We start from the raw sequence: 16358 nt of genomic DNA, 5'->3' as shown, positions 1-16358 counted from the left end.
TGTAGATTCGCTAGTCCGGCAGATGTTCAGACCACAGTTCAATCCAATTTTCCTTCTTGTCCTCATTCTGCCATAGCATCAATATGTACCCGAATATATCCTCATGGGAGTTCTCTTCTTCCCGACTGGCGGCCCACTTATTGGCTTCAAAATGTGGAACATCTTTCCACCACGCCTCATAGGTAATGTCGAATGTGTTTTCTTTATCAGATATTTTAAAGTGTGTTTTTTCATCATTGTAATTATGGTTGTAAATGACTGTGGTTCCAGATGCATACAAATCCCATTTGATTTCATTTATCTGAACAATGAGTGTTTGTCTATCAGGCTCGGGATAGACTGCAACCCATCCAAAATCGCCAGCCTTGCAATATCCCGAGGTTTCGTAGCCGCCAATCTCCTCAAACTCGCTTCCTGAACCACTGGAAGGGTCGAAACACGTGTACATTGTCCGCCGGTCGAAGTTTTTCAAGCGCACATTTTTCTTGACTCTGATTTATTATGGCCGTCTTCGCTATGACTCTCTCAGATTATTTTCCAACCCTTCTTCCGATACATATTTGATGTATGCGAATATGTCTTCTTCTTCGTCATTATACATCTCTCTGACAGTGGTCATAGTAGCTGAAGATGGTTGTGGCAACTCCGTCCACCAAGCATCGTAGGTGATTTCGAACTGATTCTGGTCGCTCTCTACATTGAAGTACGTCTTATCGTTTTGACGCTGGTGCTCATACGTGACAGTAGTATTCGAATCATTCAGGTCCCATACATTGTTGTCAATTTGAACGATCAGCGTTTGTTTATCAGAATCAAAGTAGACCGCGACCCAGCCAAAATCAAATTCTTGACAATATCCACGGGTTGTCTGCTCGTCCAATCTCTTAAATTCACTTCCCTCCCCGGTCGATTTGTCAAAGCAGGTGTACTCGTATTGTCGGTTGAAATTCTTCAAATACATCATCTATATGTCCTCCAATCCGACTAGGATGTTTACCGCTGACAACCAATTGTATTTTTTCTCTATCTCCTTCCGTAATGTAGCTCATTATACGGTCTACATTTCGTTCGAGAACTGCCTTCCGCGCTACTTGCTCTACTGTATGACTTTTCTTCCTCAGCTCTTCTGCCTCCTGTCTCAGCCTCTTTTTGTTATTGACGTACTCCTCTCGTGTTTCTCTCGCAGGAATTACGTGGTCGGGGTCGGTCCAGTTCACCCCAAAATCCGGAACCTCATCGCTTTCAGTCGGAGAGTACCCAAAGACGGCATTGATATCTCGCCTAATCCCTTCTGGAATCCCTCTGGTGGCCTTGGTATCGTTTCCATCCAACGCCAACGGGTCCTTGCTGAGAAGATTCCGTGCGACCTGTCGCTGGCGTTTTTCGGGGAGGTTGTCAATCGCGGCGGTCGTATGGAGCGCAGCGACATTCCTTTGAAACATCGCCAGCTCGTCCGAACCGTTTGCCTCGCTCACCATCACTCTCGCCGAGGACTGAGACAACTCCGTTTGTTTTGTGACCCAACTAATTGCCGCTTCCACACCCTCGGCAGCAACATTCAAGCGTTCATCGTCTGGAAGGCGCTGCAACTCGATTGCTTCGCTGTGATTCGAACTCGTTTCTCTCTCGGAGATGCGAGAAGTCCATTGAATATGTACGTCCGCGTCCCTCATGCGGTGAATACCGATTTTACCGCCACGCATCACGCGCTCGGCAGTCTCCTCGGCCTCACGCTCTAAGCGTGGGTCAGGGTCAATCTCTAATTCACCTTGCTGCGGCAGCATCGACACCGCCCCACCGGTCTGCTGGCGAACGTGCGCCAACTCGTGGGCCAGCACGTGCTGTCCCTCCGGCGACGACGGGTCATACTCGCCGTGGTTGAACGCGATGTGGTTGCCCACGGTGAACGCCCGGGCGTTGATGTCGTCACACGCTTTCGCAGCACTCGGGCCGGTGTGAACCCGTACGTCACCAAGATTGTCACCCATGCGCTCTTCCATCGCGCGCTGGATGCTCGTGTCGAGCTGCTGGCCGGGCGAGGAAATCACGTCCCGAACGCTATCGGGGACTTGCGCGTCACCGGCTTTCGACGCCTCGTGGTGCGCGTTGCGACTGCGCTGGACTGACTTGGCATTCCGGCGCTCGATATCTTTCGGAACCTCGGCTGGGCGTTCTTCCTGACGCTCGCGGAACTGTCGCATATCCCGCGGTTTGCCCATCATCTCGACGGTCATGCCTTCGTCGGCCCACTGCCGAACCTGGCTCGCGCCGTGACTCTCGACGAGGCGTTGAATCTGAACGTCCATTCCGGGGCGATACAGTTCCAGACCGAACTGAGCCGCAGCGTCCTGTGCGGTCGGCGACCCACCGCCGCGCTGACTGCGGTCGGAACCACCCGTTAGTTCTTGAATCGACGGGACGACCGAGGACCGTTGGCCCTCGCTCGTCTTCTCACTCGCAGAGCGAAATCCCATATAGACAAAGTGTTGATATTTACCTATTGTTTGTTGATTAAATGAAGTGAGTAGAGGTTGCTTACGCAGCTCCTGCCTTCTGATATCCATGTTCAATCAACCAATCGGCCATATGGTTCAGTGGTATTCCGCGCGCCAGAGAGTCACACAAGCTACGCTCAACACATAGTCAGAGAGAAAACGAGGACCAACCGGCATCGACCGGAGGGCAGTGACGCCAGATGGTACTCAAACTGTCGAGAATGCCCCGTCAATCCACGTTTCTGTAGAAACTGATTCGTTTCTTCGGAAACAGGACAAAACGACTGTGTGAACGGAGGTTAGTTCTCGACTTCGGCTGCTTCTTCGATCTTCATCGATTCGAGCTTCGTGACGATTTCGTCGAGCTTGTCGTCGAGTTCGTCCACGAATTCCTGTGTGCGCTCGGTCGTAATTGCGCCTTGGCTGGAGGGCTCGATAAGGTTCTCTTCTTCGAGAACACGGAGCGAATAGCGAACCTTGTGGTGCGGGTAGCCCGTCTCGTTCGACATCTTGACGATGCCGATGGGCTCGCTCTCGATGACCATCTTCAGGACCTGGAGATGGCGTTCCAACATATCGACTTCCTTCTCAAGTCGGTCTATCATGCCATTTGTTAACTCTTCTTGGGAGACTTTAAGCCTTACCCTCCGCGGCGGGCAGAATAAGTGGAACCGACGAATTGCCAGCTATTACCAGAACTAACCAAGGGCACTAGTTAACGGTTGTGTTCTCGATTGCCACGATAATGCGTATTCGTGGCATTCACCGGAAGTGTAATCGAAGTAAATGTACACGAATATGCATCCGTCTCCGAACAGTACCGTAATGTGTTTAGTGTGTCGCGGGGAACGGCCGACGTATGACTGTTACCATCGTCGGTTCGCAACTCGGCGACGAGGGCAAGGGTGCTCTCGTCGACCTGTGGGGCGGCGACGCTGACATCGTCGTCCGATATCAGGGCGGCGACAACGCCGGCCACACCGTCGTCGAAGACGGTGAGGAGTACAAGCTCTCGCTCGTGCCCAGCGGGGCCGTCCGCGACAAAGTGGGCGTGCTCGGAAACGGCTGTGTAATCAACCCGCGAACGCTCTTTTCGGAACTCGACGACCTCCGTGAGCGCGGTCTGGAACCCGACGTGCGTCTCGCGAAGCGCGCGCACGTCATCATGCCGTATCACCGTCGCCTCGACAACATCGAAGAAGAGGCGAAGGCCGACTCCGACCTGACGGTCGGCACGACCGGGCGTGGCATCGGCCCGACCTACGAGGACAAAGCTGGCCGTCGCGGTATCCGCGTCGGCGACCTCCTCGACCCCGAAGTCCTCCGGCAGCGACTGGAGTACGTCGTTCCGCAGAAGCGCGCCCTCATCGAGGATGTCTACGGTCTCGAAGCCGGCGAGGAGTGCGACATCGAAGCGCTCGTCGAGGAGTTCACCGAGTTCGGCCGCCGACTCAGCGAGGAAGACATGGTCGTCAACTGTGGCGACTTCCTCGCCGAGCGACGCGACGCCGGTGAGAACGTGATGTTCGAAGGTGCACAGGGAACGCTCATCGACATCGACCACGGGAGCTACCCGTACGTGACCTCCTCGAACCCGACCGCTGGCGGCGCATCGACCGGCACCGGTCTCGGCCCGACCGTCGTCGGTCAGGGCGAAGTCGTCGGCATTGTCAAGGCGTACCTCTCGCGCGTCGGCGAAGGCCCGATGCCGACCGAGCTGAAAGACGACGACCGCGACGAGGAACTCGCTGACTTCATCCGCGAGAAGGGTGGCGAGTTCGGTACTGTCACCGGTCGCCCGCGCCGTATCGGCTGGCTCGACCTCCCGATGCTCCGTCACGCAGCACGCGTGAGCGGCTTCACGGGCATCGCCGTCAACCACCTTGACGTGCTCGCCGGGCTGGACGAAGTGAAGGTCGGCCACGCCTACGAACTGGATGGCGAAGAGCGTCTGACCATGCCCGCGACGACCGAGCGATGGGCCGAGTGCGAACCCGTCCTCAAGGAGTTCGAGACGTGGCCCGAGGTCGATTGGAGCGAAGTCGCCGAGGAAGGCTACGAGGCACTTCCTGACGCGGCACAGGACTACCTCGAGTACATCTCCGACGAACTCGACGTGCCCGTCTACGCGGTCGGTATCGGCCCGGACCGCGAGCAGACGGTCCACCTCGAAAACCCGTTCGACAAGTAATCGACTATCTCTGTTTCGTCGGCCGACATTCGGCCGACAGCTCGTTTTTCTCGTCGGCAGTCGAGACGGAAACCGTGGGACTGCTCCCGGCGACGAACCCGTACGCTTTTACTTCGCGCAACCGACGGTCACGTCAATGAAAGAATCCCTGATGGACATCCTCTGTGACCCACTCGACAAGAGCGAACTCGAACTCGAAGTCGACGAACGGGACGGCGACGAGATCGTCGAAGGGAGACTCATCGGCACGGTCACCGGCGAGGTGTACCCCATCGAAGACGGCATTCCAAACCTCCTGCCGCCGGACATGCGCGACGACTGAGACGGTCTCACAAGCTCGGTGGAACTGAACGCTTTTCTGTTTTCGTATAGACCCTGCGACCATGTCGAGCGAGTCGCTTTCCGTCGAGCTAAACGAGGAGCGCCCCCACGACCTGTCGGTTGCGCCGTCGTTTTCGGCGGATAGCCCGTTCGAAATCGAACTCGACAACCTCGGACAGGCGGTCCACGTCCACCTCAACATCGACGACGAACTCTCGCAAGTCGCGCGACTCTCAGGTGGGAACCACTACGTCGACGGCGGTCAGTCGCTCGGCGTCGAGGTGTTTGTCACCCCGAAAGACGACCCAGTGACGGGAAAGCTGAAGATTGTGACTGGATACGGGTCGGAGACGGCCTACGTCGACGTGACTATCAATCCGGCACCAGAGACACGTCAGGTCGACGTCGACGGCGCGTTCTCGAAACCCGCAAAGAAGGAGGCAGAACCGTCGGTCACTGAAGGACTCTCCGACGTGTTTCCCGACGTCGACCCGAATTCGATCCCGCTGTTTCTCCTTGGTGCCTTCGCGCTCGCGCTCGCAGTGGGTATCGCGACGGTGTTCAATAGCTTCGCCATCACACTCGGCGCGGGCGTCGTCGTCGGCGGCGTACTCGTCGCGCTGGGAATATCCGTACTTGAGTAGAAAAACCGGGACCGACTACGACTCGTCTTCGGTGGGAACGCCACAGAGGTTCCCATCATCGTCGAATAACTTCGCGCGCAGGAACCGCGCCCGGTAGCGATTCGCTCCCTCGTACACGTCGGCTTCGCGAATATCGTCGGTGCGGTCGTCCGCGACGGCGTCGACGATGGCTTCGAGTTGTTCTTTTTCGGACGGCGTGAGTTCGAACTCGTAGGTCTGGGTGTTCTCACCCTCCAGACGCGTCCACTTTCGAGAGGCCGCGATGACGAGCGAACAGGGTTCTCGGCAGGGAAACGCGCCGTCGCCGCCGTCCACGTCGAGGTCGGTCTCGTCGTCGTACTGCCACTCGCGGCGTTTGACACACTGCGAGTCGTCACAGCAGGACTCTGCGACCCAGTCCACGTGTTCGTGGCCGTCGCCGCGGTTCCACGTCTTGACGACGCTGTACATCCCAGTCTGGCGACCGATGGTGTCAACCCAGTGTTCAACGTCGAGCGTACCCTCGCGTTCGCGGTACCAGTTCGGCACCGACGCCGGGTAGAACGTCTCGACCGTCTCAACGAGGTCACGGCCGTCGAGGTCCGGGAAGACCCATCCCCCGGCGAGGTTGTTGCCGGACTTGAGTGGTCGGTACCGACCTTTCTCGTCGTAGGTCGCCAGTTGCCGGGCGGCAAGTGGTTCGTGGTACGTGTCGAGGTCGTCGTGCTCGCGGTCGGCTTCGTTGACGTGGCGGAGTTCGTAGTGCCGCTGGCCATCGTCGTCGAGGGTTACAGTGACGTGGAGTTGCCCCCACTCGCGCTCGATGCCGTCTCGGAGTGCGTCGTATCGCGCCGGAACTGACTGGTCCTCGGCGTCCGCGCCTTCGACCCACCGGAGGAACGCCCGTCGCTGCGGGCTGGATTCACCGACGACTCGGCTCCAGAAGAACCAGTTCGTCGCGTACTCGTCGAAGTCGGAAAGCGCGTCGGAGAGCGCCGACTCGGAGAGGCCATCGCGTTCCGCACTCGGCGTCTCCAGTCGGTAGCCGTCGCCGGTCCGGGCGACGTGCAGACCGTCGAGCGAGACGCCGTCACCGTCTGCCGCGGCGTCGACGAGCGCGTCGATGTAGTCTGCCACGGTTAGTCACCCGCCATCGGCGTCTTTCGGGTTCGTTCACGGACGACTTCGAGGGCGTCGCCGATGTCGGCCCCGGCGTCGGCGGCGCGTTCGAGCACCACGTCGGCCATCAGGCCCTCGGTTCCGACAGCGCCGGCGTACCAGATACGGTGGCCGTCTACCTCGGTGGGCACGTCGTACCCCGTTCGGTAGTCGTCAGTGAGGCCCATGTCCTCGGGAATGTCTTCCTGCGTGTGGAAGCCATCGGCGACAAACAGTGGAACGACGACGATGTCGTCGGCGTCGAAGTAATCGGTCACGTCGTCGACCTCCGGGTCTTCGTCCATGTAGAGTGCCTGTACCTCGTCGAAGCGGTCCATGTCGCGGACCCGCTGGGCGTGGTACTCGATTGCTTTCGCGGAGTTCTCGTTGCGCTCGGTCCCGTGGCCGACGACGGCCAGCCCGAACCCGTCGCCGACGTCCGGGTCCTCGGTCACGGACTCGGCGCGGCGGACGATGACGTCGGTCATCGCCTCGTGCGTGCCGACCGGACCGCAGTAGTGGACCGTCTTCTCGGGGACATCTCCGGCGGGGAGCGTGACGTGCGTCGCAGAGAGGCCGTCTGAGTCCCAGTCGGCGACGTCCCACCCGTCGAGGCGGAGTTCGCGCGGGATGACCTGTTCCGTGAAATAGCCCTCGCTGATAAACAGCGGGACGACGTACACCTCGTCCGATTCGACGGTTCGAAGGACCTCACGGATGGACGGCTCTTCCTTCCAGAAGCCGGTTCGAACCTCGTCGAACGCACCCACCTCGCGGATGGTGTCCGCGTGGTCGTAGGTCGGCGTGCTCGAATCCGGGTTCAGGTGTGACCCGTGCGCCACGATGACCAGCGCTTGCATGTCCGGGGGTTACGACGGGGCTGACTTATGGACTTCGCATCTACGAAAGGAATCTTCGCGTTCCGGTAACTCCCCTTTGCGTCACGTTCGAAGTGGTCGGGGCGGGACGAACGTCGTCTTCGGCGATTGGCGGCGGATTTTTCCTCGCTGCCCGCGACGCCTCGGGTATGTCTCTCGCTGCCGACGCCCGCGACGCCGTCCGCGACCGACCGTTCCTTCTCGACGCACTCCGCGCCGGGGTGGTCAACTACGCCGCCGCCGCGGCCTTCCTCGACCTCGGAGATGACGAGGCAGTCGCGGCCGCGCTTCGCCGGTTCGCCGACGACCTCTCCGAGTTCGAACCCGAATCGCGCGACGTGACTGTCACGATGCGAAGTGGCGTCGGACTCGTCGGTGAAGATATCGACGAGTCTGACGACGAGCCGGTTCTTTCGGTCGCCGGTGTCGAACTCGCGTCGGGCGGGCCGCTCACTGCTATCATCGCTGAGGGTGAGGTCGATACGACCGCGCTCGCCACAGTGCTCGGCCGACTCGACGCCGAATCTGTCGTCGTCGACGCCGCCGGTGTCGCAGGTGACACGCTCGCTGTCGTTGTTCCTCGGCGACAAGGTGCGGCCGCGCTCCAAGTCGTCGAATCGGCCGTCAGCACTATATACGCCTGACATTCGGCTCTCCTCAGTGGTGTCGGTATTCGGACTTACTATCGGAGTCCCCGCGAACAAGCGGGTGTCCGCGACCGAAGAGATTTTGCGTCCGAACTCTCGACCCTGAGTGCGACAGTGCAAGCGGCCGCCGCCGTGACGACACCCGTTCCGACGGGTTGAAAATGGTGCCACGAGTAGCCCGTGTCGATGACACTGTCCGTGACCAACACGCTGACGGGAGAGCGCGAGGACTTCGAGGCGCGAGGCGACGACGTGCTGCTCTACGTCTGTGGGCTCACGGTCTCGGACGACGCGCACCTCGGCCACGCTCGCCTGTGGATGCACGCAGACATCATGCACCGCTGGCTGGCGTACGAGGGCTACGACGTCCACCACGTCGAGAACTTCACCGACGTGAACGAGAAGATTGCCGCCCGTATCGGCGAGGACGACCTCGGCGACGACGAGGCTGACGTTGCCGAGCATTTCGTCGGCGACGTAATCCGAGACATGCGCGGGCTGAACCTCATGCGCGCCGAGGTGTACCCCCGTGTCTCGGAACACCTACCCGAGATTATCGACCTGATTGAGACGCTCGTCGAGCGCGGCCACGCCTACGAATCGAACGGCTCGGTCTACTTCGACGTCTCGACGTTCGACGACTACGGCAAACTCTCGAACCAGCAGGTCGAGGAACTCGAAGCACAGGGGAACGAATCGGAGCGCTCCGAGAAACGCAACCCCGCGGACTTCGCGCTCTGGAAGGCCGGTGCGGTCGCGCCCGAGACGGCCGCCGAACACCGCGACCCGGACCTCGAACCCCTCACGGAACCGTGCGGCCAGACGTGGGAGTCGCCGTGGGGAGAGGGTCGACCCGGCTGGCACATCGAGTGCTCGGCCATGTCGATGACCCACCTCGACGACACCATCGACATCCACGTCGGCGGCCGTGACCTCGTGTTCCCGCACCACGAAAACGAAATCGCCCAGTCGGAGGCGGCGACCGGCGAGCAGTTCGCCCGCTACTGGCTTCACGTCGGACTGCTCCAGACCGAGGGCGACAAGATGAGTTCCAGCCTCGGAAACTTCTTCACCGTCACGGACGCGCTCGACGAGTTCGGCGTCGACGTGATTCGGACGTTCTACCTCTCGACGGCCTACGGGTCCGAACAGACGTTCTCCGAAAAGACCGTCTCCGAGGCCGAAGAGCGCTGGAACCGTCTCGAACGGGCCTACGAGGCCGCCATCGACGCCTGCGACAGCCCGGACGCGCGGACGAAAGTCGAAGCTGCCGGACTCCGTGAGACCACGGCCGAGCTATACGAGAACGTCCGTGCTGCGATGAACGACGACTTCAACGTCCGCGAGGCGATGGCCGAACTGCTCGGTCTCGCCCGCGCCGTCAACAAACATCTCGACGAGGCCGACGAGTACGACTACCGCGCCCTCCGCGAGGCTATCGAGGCGTTCGAAGCAATCGGCGGCGAAGTGTTCGGTCTCTCGTTCGGTGACTCTGGCGAGGGCGGCGACGTGTCGGTAGCGGAAGACCTCGTCCAACTCGTCTTGGACGTCCGCGAAGCAGAGCGCGAAGCTGGCAACTACGACCGCGCCGACGCGCTCCGCGACGACCTGGCTGCACTCGGCGTCGAAGTCGAAGACAGCGGCGACGGCGCGACGTTCAGATTCGAATAAGGAGTGGCGACCGACCGGGACGACGGTCGGCGGTTGCTGACTGCGGACTGCTGACGGCTGCGGACTGCAAACTGCTGACGGCCGACGGCTGTGGACTGCCGACTGGCTTACGACTGCGATATCTGTTCTTCGCCGACGCCGACCGAAACGCCGCTCACGACGAACCGAGCACCGCCGTCTCGACCGCTTTCGACGTGGATGTCCCAGCCGTGGGCATCGACGATTTCCGAGACGATGACCAACCCAAGTCCGGTTCCACCGTCGTTGGTCGAAACGCCCGCTTCGAACACCTCGTCGCGTCGGTCCGGTTCGATTCCCGTGCCAGTGTCTTCGACGTAGAAGCCGTCGTCGGTCGTGCCGACCCGGACCGTCACGTCGTCACCGCCGTGTTCGAGCGCGTTCCGAACGAGGTTTTCGAAGAGTCGCTGGAGTCGGTCGGCATCGGCGGCGAGCGTGCCGTCGGATTCGATAGTGAGTTCCGCGTCGTCGGTCACGACGGCGTCCCACGCCAGCGAGACGACGGTTTCGAGGCGAACGACCTCGGTGTCCTCGACGAGTTGCCCGTTTCGGGCCAGTTGCAGCGCATCCTGAATGATAACGTCCATCCGTGAGAGTGCGCGCTGTGCGTTCTGCGTGTACTTCTGGTCGCCCGTCTCGTGTGCCAACTCGACGTTTCCGACGGCCACGTTCAGCGGGTTCCGAAGGTCGTGCGAGACGACGCTCGCGAAGCGCTCCAGTCGTTCGTTCGTCCGAGTCAGCCGTCGTTCTCGCCGCTTCCGCGTGGTGATGTCTCGGAAGTTGATGACGACTCCCTCGACGAACGGTTCGTCCAGGAGGTTGCGACCAATTCCTTCGAGGACGACGGTGTCGTCGTCCGGTGGACTGACACACACTTCGAACCGCTCGACCGCCCCCGGACGGTCACACAGGTCTCCAAACGTTTCTTCGACCAGTGGTTGGTCTTTGGCGTCTACGAGTTCAAAACACCGCTCACCGACGAGCTTGCTGGCGGGCGTCCCAGTGAGTCCCCTGATTGGCGGGCTCACGTACTCGATTTCTCCCGTATCGTCGACAATCATCACGATATCCGACGCGTGCTCGATAGAGGACTGAAATCGCCGTCTGGCCCGCTGTCGCTGGGTCGCGTCACGGACCGTCACGACGGTCCCACCTTCACCGTTCTCCAGTGGAGACGCCCTGACTTCGAGATACTGGTGTCTCACCCCGTCGCCGGACTCGATGACGACCGACGTGTCGCGTCTCTCGCTGTCGTCGAGGTCGCCGAGTTCCGCAGCGACAGCCGGAACGACGGCCGAGAACTGGCGGCCAATCGCATCCCCCGGTGGCGAAAACAGGCGACGAGCTGCCGGGTTGAGGTCGACGATTCGCTGTTCGCTGTCGAGAACGACGTACGCCTCGCGCATCTCTTCGACGACGGTGTCGCGGGCAATCGGAACGAGATCCAAAAGCTGGTATCGAAAGAGTGCGACCGCAAGGAGGGAACTGGACACAGCGAAGACGATAGATGTGTAGTCTATCACTGACTCTCCGAGCACCCAGTAGACGTTGGAGAAAAACGGAATCGAGACACCGACGAAGATGGCGAGACTCTGCAGTCGAAGGATTCGACGCGAGCGGAGTACCTGACGGAGCAGCAAGCCGGTTCCCAGGAGTACGATGAGGTACGAGTATGCAATGAGTACGTAGTAGCCGGTGTGGAAGTCGCGTTGAATGACCGCGAGCGGTGTCTCGCTGATGCCGGTGACTGTCCACATAAATCCGTGCAGTGGATTGGTGACTGCGAGTAGCGAGAGGCCGACTATCGGTAGGCTGATTACTGCGACCAGTCTGGGCGTGATTTCGATGCGAGCATCGACGTATTCGGCGGCGAACACGAACAACGACGGTGCGAGAAAGCTCGAGCCGAGGTACGATACCCGGAGCCACGCGAACTGCCAGTCGAGCGTGGCCCCAGTGAGTTGGAGCAAGTACGCTGCAGACCACCATCCCGCCGACAACGAGAGGAAGCCGAGCGCCGTCGCACCCGAGGTCTCACGATTTCGGAACGAGTACGTGGCGATTCCCCCAGACAGTACCACAGATGCCAAGAGGAGAATAAAGACAGGGTGGAACTGCCACGCACCTTCCATCGTGAAAATACAGTCGGACCCGTGTTATAATGGTTATCCGTGCTGTCATACGTCACACACTACATTGTGAAGAGATGTGAGTCATCAGGAACGTCGAAGAGACCCATCCGAACGCCCGCATCTAGCCACCCGTATCCGTAGGAGAACGACGCCAGTGCGTTGACCCAGTCGTCGGCGTCTTTGAAGTGACGGCCGTCGTCGAGGTACGATTCGGCCATCTCTAAGCAGTCTGCGGCGGCGTGACCGAGATGGGTGTTGTCGGGGACGGCCTGGACCGCTTCGTCGAGCGCGTCGGCGAGCATTCCTTCGTATCGATTCGTCTTCTCGTGGAGGTCAGCAGACATACCGTGTCCTGGGTCATCGACGGATACTGGTCTTTCGCTCTCTGTTTTCGCTCAATAGTCTAGGTATGTGATAACATGGCAGTAGTGTAGTACTGCTCGCAATACAGCGAAACCTTAAGACACCGCTATAGCGAACTACGACCCATGACAGAAGACGCCGACTCGTTCGTGGAGCACAGAAAGTTGATTATCGCTGGTTCCGGTATCTCTGGGCTCTCTGCTGCCATCTACGCTGCCCGCTCTAACAACGACCCACTCGTCCTCGAAGGCGACGAACCGGGTGGCCAACTCACCCTCACGACGGAGGTCGAAAACTACCCCGGCTTCCCTGAGGGAATCTCCGGCCCCGAACTCATCAACAACATGAAAGAGCAGGCCAAGCGCTTCGGGACCGAGGTTCGCCACGGTATCATCGAGGACGTGGACGCGTCGGACCGCCCGTTCACGGTCACGCTGAAGAACGGCGACGTGTACACCGCCGACGCGATTATCTCTGCCTCCGGCGCGTCTGCGCGGACGCTCGGTATTCCCGGCGAAGACGAACTCATGGGCTACGGCCTTTCGACGTGTGCGACCTGTGACGGCGCGTTCTTCCGCGGCGAGAAGATTATGGTCATCGGTGGCGGCGACGCCGCAGTCGAGGAGGCCAACTTCCTCACGAAGTTCGCGTCGAAGGTCTACCTCGTCCACCGCCGCGAGGAGTTCCGCGCCGAGGACTACTGGGTCGACCGCCTGATGGAGAAGGTCGACGACGACGAAATCGAACTGATGCTCAACACCGAAGCAACCGAACTCCACGGCACGCCCGAAGAGGGCGTCGACCACGTGACGCTCGTCGAACATCCCGAGGGTCATCCGACGGCCAAGCTCGACGACCCCGAGACCGAGGAGTTCGACTTCGACGTGGGCGCAGTGTTCTACGCCATCGGCCACACGCCGAACGCCGACTACCTCGAAGGGACGGCCGTCCAGCGCGACGACGACGGCTACATCATCGCCAAGGGAGGCTCCGGCGGCAACCAGACCGCGACCGACGAACCCGGTATCTTCGCCGCGGGCGACGTCGTGGACTACCACTACCAGCAGGCCGCGACCGCCGGCGGGATGGGCGTGAAGGCCGCGCTCGACGCCGACGACTACCTCGAAGAACTCGAACGCGAAGAAAAGCAGGCCGCGGCGAGCGCGGCAGAATAACGCGAGTCGGCGTCTCAGCAGTCGTCTTATTTTCGGTGTGTGGCTTTTTGGCCAAACCCAGTCTCAGAACGTCGGTGATACTGCCGTGTGGTTTTGACGAATGATTATGTGCATGTAAGTGATAACAATTAGCATGGCAACTCTCGCCGAGTTCACGACGCAAGTCCACGTGTTTCCCCTCGGCCGACTTATCGAGAGACTTCCGGAAGTGTCCCTCGAACTCGACCGTATCGTTCCAATTCACAACCAAGTCATCCCGTACGTTTGGATTCGTGGCGTCGATTATCCAGCACTCGAAGACGCGTTCGAATCCCTCCCTGAAATCACGATCGAACCTGTCGACGTTCTCAACCACACGTATTTGTTCAAGGCAAAATGGGACATCGATACATCTGACGGTATTCTCCGGGAGCTCCTAGACAGTTCGGTCGAACTCATCTCTGCTCAGGGAGACGTTGATGGCTGGCGGTTCCACGTCCGCGGTAAAGACCGTGAATCGCTCTCGACGTTCTTCCAGAGTCTCCAAGAGAACGCAGTGCCGGTTCAGTTGGTGTCCATCCACGCAATGGGGGCACCCCACAACCCAAATTATAACCTGACTGATAAACAACGAGACGCGTTGCACCTCGCCTACGAACGGGGCTACTACGACTCGCCACGAGAGTCGAACTTGGTCCAAATCGCCGACGAACTCGGTATCTCACGGCAGTCTCTCTCGTCTCGGCTACGCCGTGGAACCAAGCATCTTATCGAGAGCACCATCGCAGACTAGCCCCCTCAGTCATACCCTTAATTTAGGGGTGTTTCATAAGGTTTGCACAACTATATTTAAATGGCCTACTTAGTCAGAAGCTTCACTGATACACACTAGCAGTGTACCTACAGTTCATGTCCCCACCCACTAAGGAAGGCAACGACGTGATGCTTCCGGGGTCAAACAGTCCCATACCGATTGCTCACGGCCCGATGCTCTCGTCCCTCGATTACGACGAAGTGATGGGCGAATACCGCGCGAAAGTGAGCGTCGATTGTCCATCGGTCACACACGCAATCGCTGACTCGGTGGCGAGCATCCTGGGTAAAGACGCATGCGACATCCCTCCACTCGCAGAGACCGTCGACCCTGACGCCCTGAATCAACTCTTTCGAGACTCGCCGCTCGGTCCACAGGGCCGTCGTCTCACGTTCACCTACGAGGCGTTCGAAGTGACGGTCTCCAGCAACGGGACGCTTCGACTCCGACGATGACGACTAACGCCTCGGAGTTACACGTCAGCGCGACCGAGCCATCGACCGACGGTTCACCGGTTCACGTCCTCTACGTTGATGACGACCACGACTTGGTCGACCTCGTTACGCTGTTTCTGGAAAGTCAAAACGAAACCATCTCTGTCACGGGGGTCACTACCGCCGAAGACGCCTTGACGGTGCTCGACGAGCAGGACATCGATTGCATCGTGAGTGACTACCAGATGCCGGAGCAAAACGGACTCCAGTTACTCGAACAGATTCGAGAGGGCCGTTTCGACCTGCCGTTCATTCTGTACACCGGCCACGGCAGCGAGGAAATCGCGGGGGAGGCAATCGCGAAGGGCGTGACGGAGTACATGCAAAAAGAAAGCGGGTCCGAACAGTACGCCGTTCTCGCGAACCGAATTTTGCTTTCTGTCCAGCGCCACCGTGCGAACCAACTGGCCGAGGCCGAACGAGGTCGGTTCGCTGCCGTGTTCGAACGGTCGTCAGACGCGATGATTCTCGCAAACAACGACGGCGAGTACCTCCGTGTGAACCCCACAGCGACCCGTCTCTTTGGACGGCCGGAATCAGCGCTCCTCGGGAAGAAGCCCAGCGACTTCACGTCCGAACACTTCGACTTCGATACCGCTTGGAACTCGTTTTTACGGACCTCAGAAGAGCGCGGCCTGTTCGCTGTCGAGCGCCCCGACGGGTCTATCAGAATCGCAGAGTACGTCGCCAACACGAACGTCCTTCCGGGCGTCCACCTCTCGGTGCTTCGTGACGTCACAGAACAGTACGAGTCCAAACAGCAGTTGTTCTTCGAGAAAGAGCGATTGAAAGAGTTCGCGTCCGTTCTCTCCCACGACCTGAAGAACCCGGTCCAATTGGCGTCTGGTCACCTCGAACTCCTCCAGTCCGATATCGACTCTGCCTCGGCGAGAGAGTCACTGGAGATTGCGATGGAGGCCGTCGAGCGCATCGGGCTCGTCATCGACGACGTTCTCACGATGTCCAACGCCGACGGCGAAGGGGAGTTGTTGACGACAGTCGAGTTCTCGGAGGTCGCAGAGACCGTCTGGAAACGAGTCAGGCAGGGGACTTCAGAAGCGACTATCGAACCGGGAATCACTATCGAAGCGGACCCAGTCCGTCTCGAACGGCTGCTCACCAACCTCTTCCGAAACGCCATCGAACACGGCGGCACGGCCGTTCAAATTCGTGTCGGCCGACTCGCGGACGACGCCGGCTTCTTCATCGAAGACGACGGGCCAGGAATTCCAGAGGATGAACGCCAAAACGTCTTTAGCTGGGGCTATTCGACCAAGTCCGGCGGCTCTGGAATTGGGCTGGCGAGTATCGGACAAATCGTCGAGGCACACGAGTGGGACCTCTCGATAGTCGAGGGAACCGAAGGCGGTGCGCGGTTCGAAATTCGACTGTGAGCGAC

17 protein-coding genes are annotated in these 16358 nt (G+C 59.6%); 9 read left to right on the top strand and 8 right to left on the bottom strand.

The window, feature by feature from the left end:
• Positions 1 to 10: 10 nt before the first annotated feature.
• The 4 genes from C453_RS07875 to C453_RS07860 all read right to left on the bottom strand — a co-directional run bounded on the left by C453_RS07875 (position 11) and on the right by C453_RS07860 (position 3100).
• Positions 11 to 448: a hypothetical protein gene (locus C453_RS07875; protein WP_008323743.1), complete on the bottom strand. Its 438-nt coding sequence runs from the start codon at positions 446 to 448 to the stop codon at positions 11 to 13.
• A 66-nt stretch (positions 449 to 514) separates the two neighbouring features.
• Positions 515 to 964: a hypothetical protein gene (locus C453_RS20525; RefSeq protein ID WP_193788058.1), complete on the bottom strand. Its 450-nt coding sequence runs from the start codon at positions 962 to 964 to the stop codon at positions 515 to 517.
• Positions 915 to 2474, bottom strand: coding sequence for an eCIS core domain-containing protein (locus C453_RS20670; protein WP_241430712.1), 1560 nt, complete (start codon positions 2472 to 2474; stop codon positions 915 to 917). The genes C453_RS20525 and C453_RS20670 overlap by 50 nt, the downstream gene beginning before the upstream one ends.
• Before the next feature lie 320 nt (positions 2475 to 2794).
• Positions 2795 to 3100, bottom strand: a complete 306-nt coding sequence (locus tag C453_RS07860; RefSeq protein ID WP_007539411.1) for a hypothetical protein — start codon at positions 3098 to 3100, stop codon at positions 2795 to 2797.
• A gap of 254 nt (positions 3101 to 3354) precedes the next feature.
• Here C453_RS07860 and C453_RS07855 point away from each other — a divergent pair, with 254 nt between their 5' ends.
• The 3 genes from C453_RS07855 (at position 3355) to C453_RS07845 (ending at position 5651) form a co-directional block, all read left to right on the top strand.
• The gene (locus tag C453_RS07855) at positions 3355 to 4686 is read left to right on the top strand and encodes an adenylosuccinate synthase (protein ID WP_008323740.1); all 1332 of its coding nucleotides are present in this window, start codon (positions 3355 to 3357) and stop codon (positions 4684 to 4686) included.
• Between the two features lie 136 nt (positions 4687 to 4822).
• A complete protein-coding gene (locus C453_RS07850; protein WP_008323739.1) occupies positions 4823 to 5008 on the top strand; it encodes a methytransferase partner Trm112 in 186 nt (61 codons plus the stop codon).
• Between the two features lie 61 nt (positions 5009 to 5069).
• A complete protein-coding gene (locus C453_RS07845) occupies positions 5070 to 5651 on the top strand; it encodes a DUF7524 family protein (RefSeq protein WP_008323738.1) in 582 nt (193 codons plus the stop codon).
• Between the two features lie 15 nt (positions 5652 to 5666).
• On the opposite strand, the gene C453_RS07840 is transcribed toward C453_RS07845, so the two are convergent.
• Together C453_RS07840 and C453_RS07835 are read right to left on the bottom strand one after the other, a co-directional pair.
• Entirely contained in the window at positions 5667 to 6767 is a 1101-nt protein-coding gene (locus C453_RS07840) for a DR2241 family protein (protein WP_008323737.1), read from the bottom strand.
• A gap of 2 nt (positions 6768 to 6769) precedes the next feature.
• Positions 6770 to 7648: a CbiX/SirB N-terminal domain-containing protein gene (locus C453_RS07835; protein ID WP_008323736.1), complete on the bottom strand. Its 879-nt coding sequence runs from the start codon at positions 7646 to 7648 to the stop codon at positions 6770 to 6772.
• Positions 7649 to 7815: 167 nt separating this feature from the next.
• On the opposite strand from C453_RS07835, the gene C453_RS07830 reads away from it, so the two are divergent.
• Together C453_RS07830 and cysS are read left to right on the top strand one after the other, a co-directional pair.
• Positions 7816 to 8310, top strand: coding sequence for a DUF7523 family protein (locus tag C453_RS07830; protein WP_049907577.1), 495 nt, complete (start codon positions 7816 to 7818; stop codon positions 8308 to 8310).
• A gap of 189 nt (positions 8311 to 8499) precedes the next feature.
• Positions 8500 to 9984 carry a cysteine--tRNA ligase gene (cysS, locus tag C453_RS07825; RefSeq protein ID WP_008323734.1) on the top strand — a complete coding sequence of 495 codons (1485 nt, stop codon included), beginning with the start codon at positions 8500 to 8502 and terminating at the stop codon, positions 9982 to 9984.
• A 107-nt stretch (positions 9985 to 10091) separates the two neighbouring features.
• Here cysS and C453_RS07820 read toward each other — a convergent pair whose 3' ends face one another.
• Both C453_RS07820 and C453_RS07815 read right to left on the bottom strand, forming a co-directional pair.
• Positions 10092 to 12134 carry a histidine kinase N-terminal 7TM domain-containing protein gene (locus C453_RS07820; protein ID WP_008323733.1) on the bottom strand — a complete coding sequence of 681 codons (2043 nt, stop codon included), beginning with the start codon at positions 12132 to 12134 and terminating at the stop codon, positions 10092 to 10094.
• A 59-nt stretch (positions 12135 to 12193) separates the two neighbouring features.
• The gene (locus tag C453_RS07815; protein WP_008323731.1) at positions 12194 to 12478 is read right to left on the bottom strand and encodes a DUF357 domain-containing protein; all 285 of its coding nucleotides are present in this window, start codon (positions 12476 to 12478) and stop codon (positions 12194 to 12196) included.
• Between the two features lie 144 nt (positions 12479 to 12622).
• Here C453_RS07815 and C453_RS07810 point away from each other — a divergent pair, with 144 nt between their 5' ends.
• From C453_RS07810 to C453_RS07795, 4 genes are all read left to right on the top strand, one after another.
• Positions 12623 to 13672 carry an NAD(P)/FAD-dependent oxidoreductase gene (locus tag C453_RS07810; protein WP_008323730.1) on the top strand — a complete coding sequence of 350 codons (1050 nt, stop codon included), beginning with the start codon at positions 12623 to 12625 and terminating at the stop codon, positions 13670 to 13672.
• 133 nt (positions 13673 to 13805) lie between these two features.
• Positions 13806 to 14444, top strand: a complete 639-nt coding sequence (locus C453_RS07805) for a helix-turn-helix domain-containing protein (RefSeq protein WP_008323729.1) — start codon at positions 13806 to 13808, stop codon at positions 14442 to 14444.
• Positions 14445 to 14560: 116 nt separating this feature from the next.
• On the top strand, positions 14561 to 14920 hold the full coding sequence (locus C453_RS07800; protein WP_152418028.1) for a HalOD1 output domain-containing protein: 360 nt from the start codon (positions 14561 to 14563) through the stop codon (positions 14918 to 14920).
• On the top strand, positions 14917 to 16353 hold the full coding sequence (locus C453_RS07795) for a response regulator (protein WP_008323727.1): 1437 nt from the start codon (positions 14917 to 14919) through the stop codon (positions 16351 to 16353). The genes C453_RS07800 and C453_RS07795 overlap by 4 nt, the downstream gene beginning before the upstream one ends.
• The last annotated feature ends 5 nt before the right edge of the window (positions 16354 to 16358 follow it).

This window comes from Haloferax elongans ATCC BAA-1513, from assembly GCF_000336755.1.
Taxonomy (GTDB): Archaea; Halobacteriota; Halobacteria; order Halobacteriales; family Haloferacaceae; genus Haloferax; species Haloferax elongans.
Note: the sequence above shows the minus strand (reverse complement) of the source record. Positions and strands in the feature narration are given on the sequence as shown.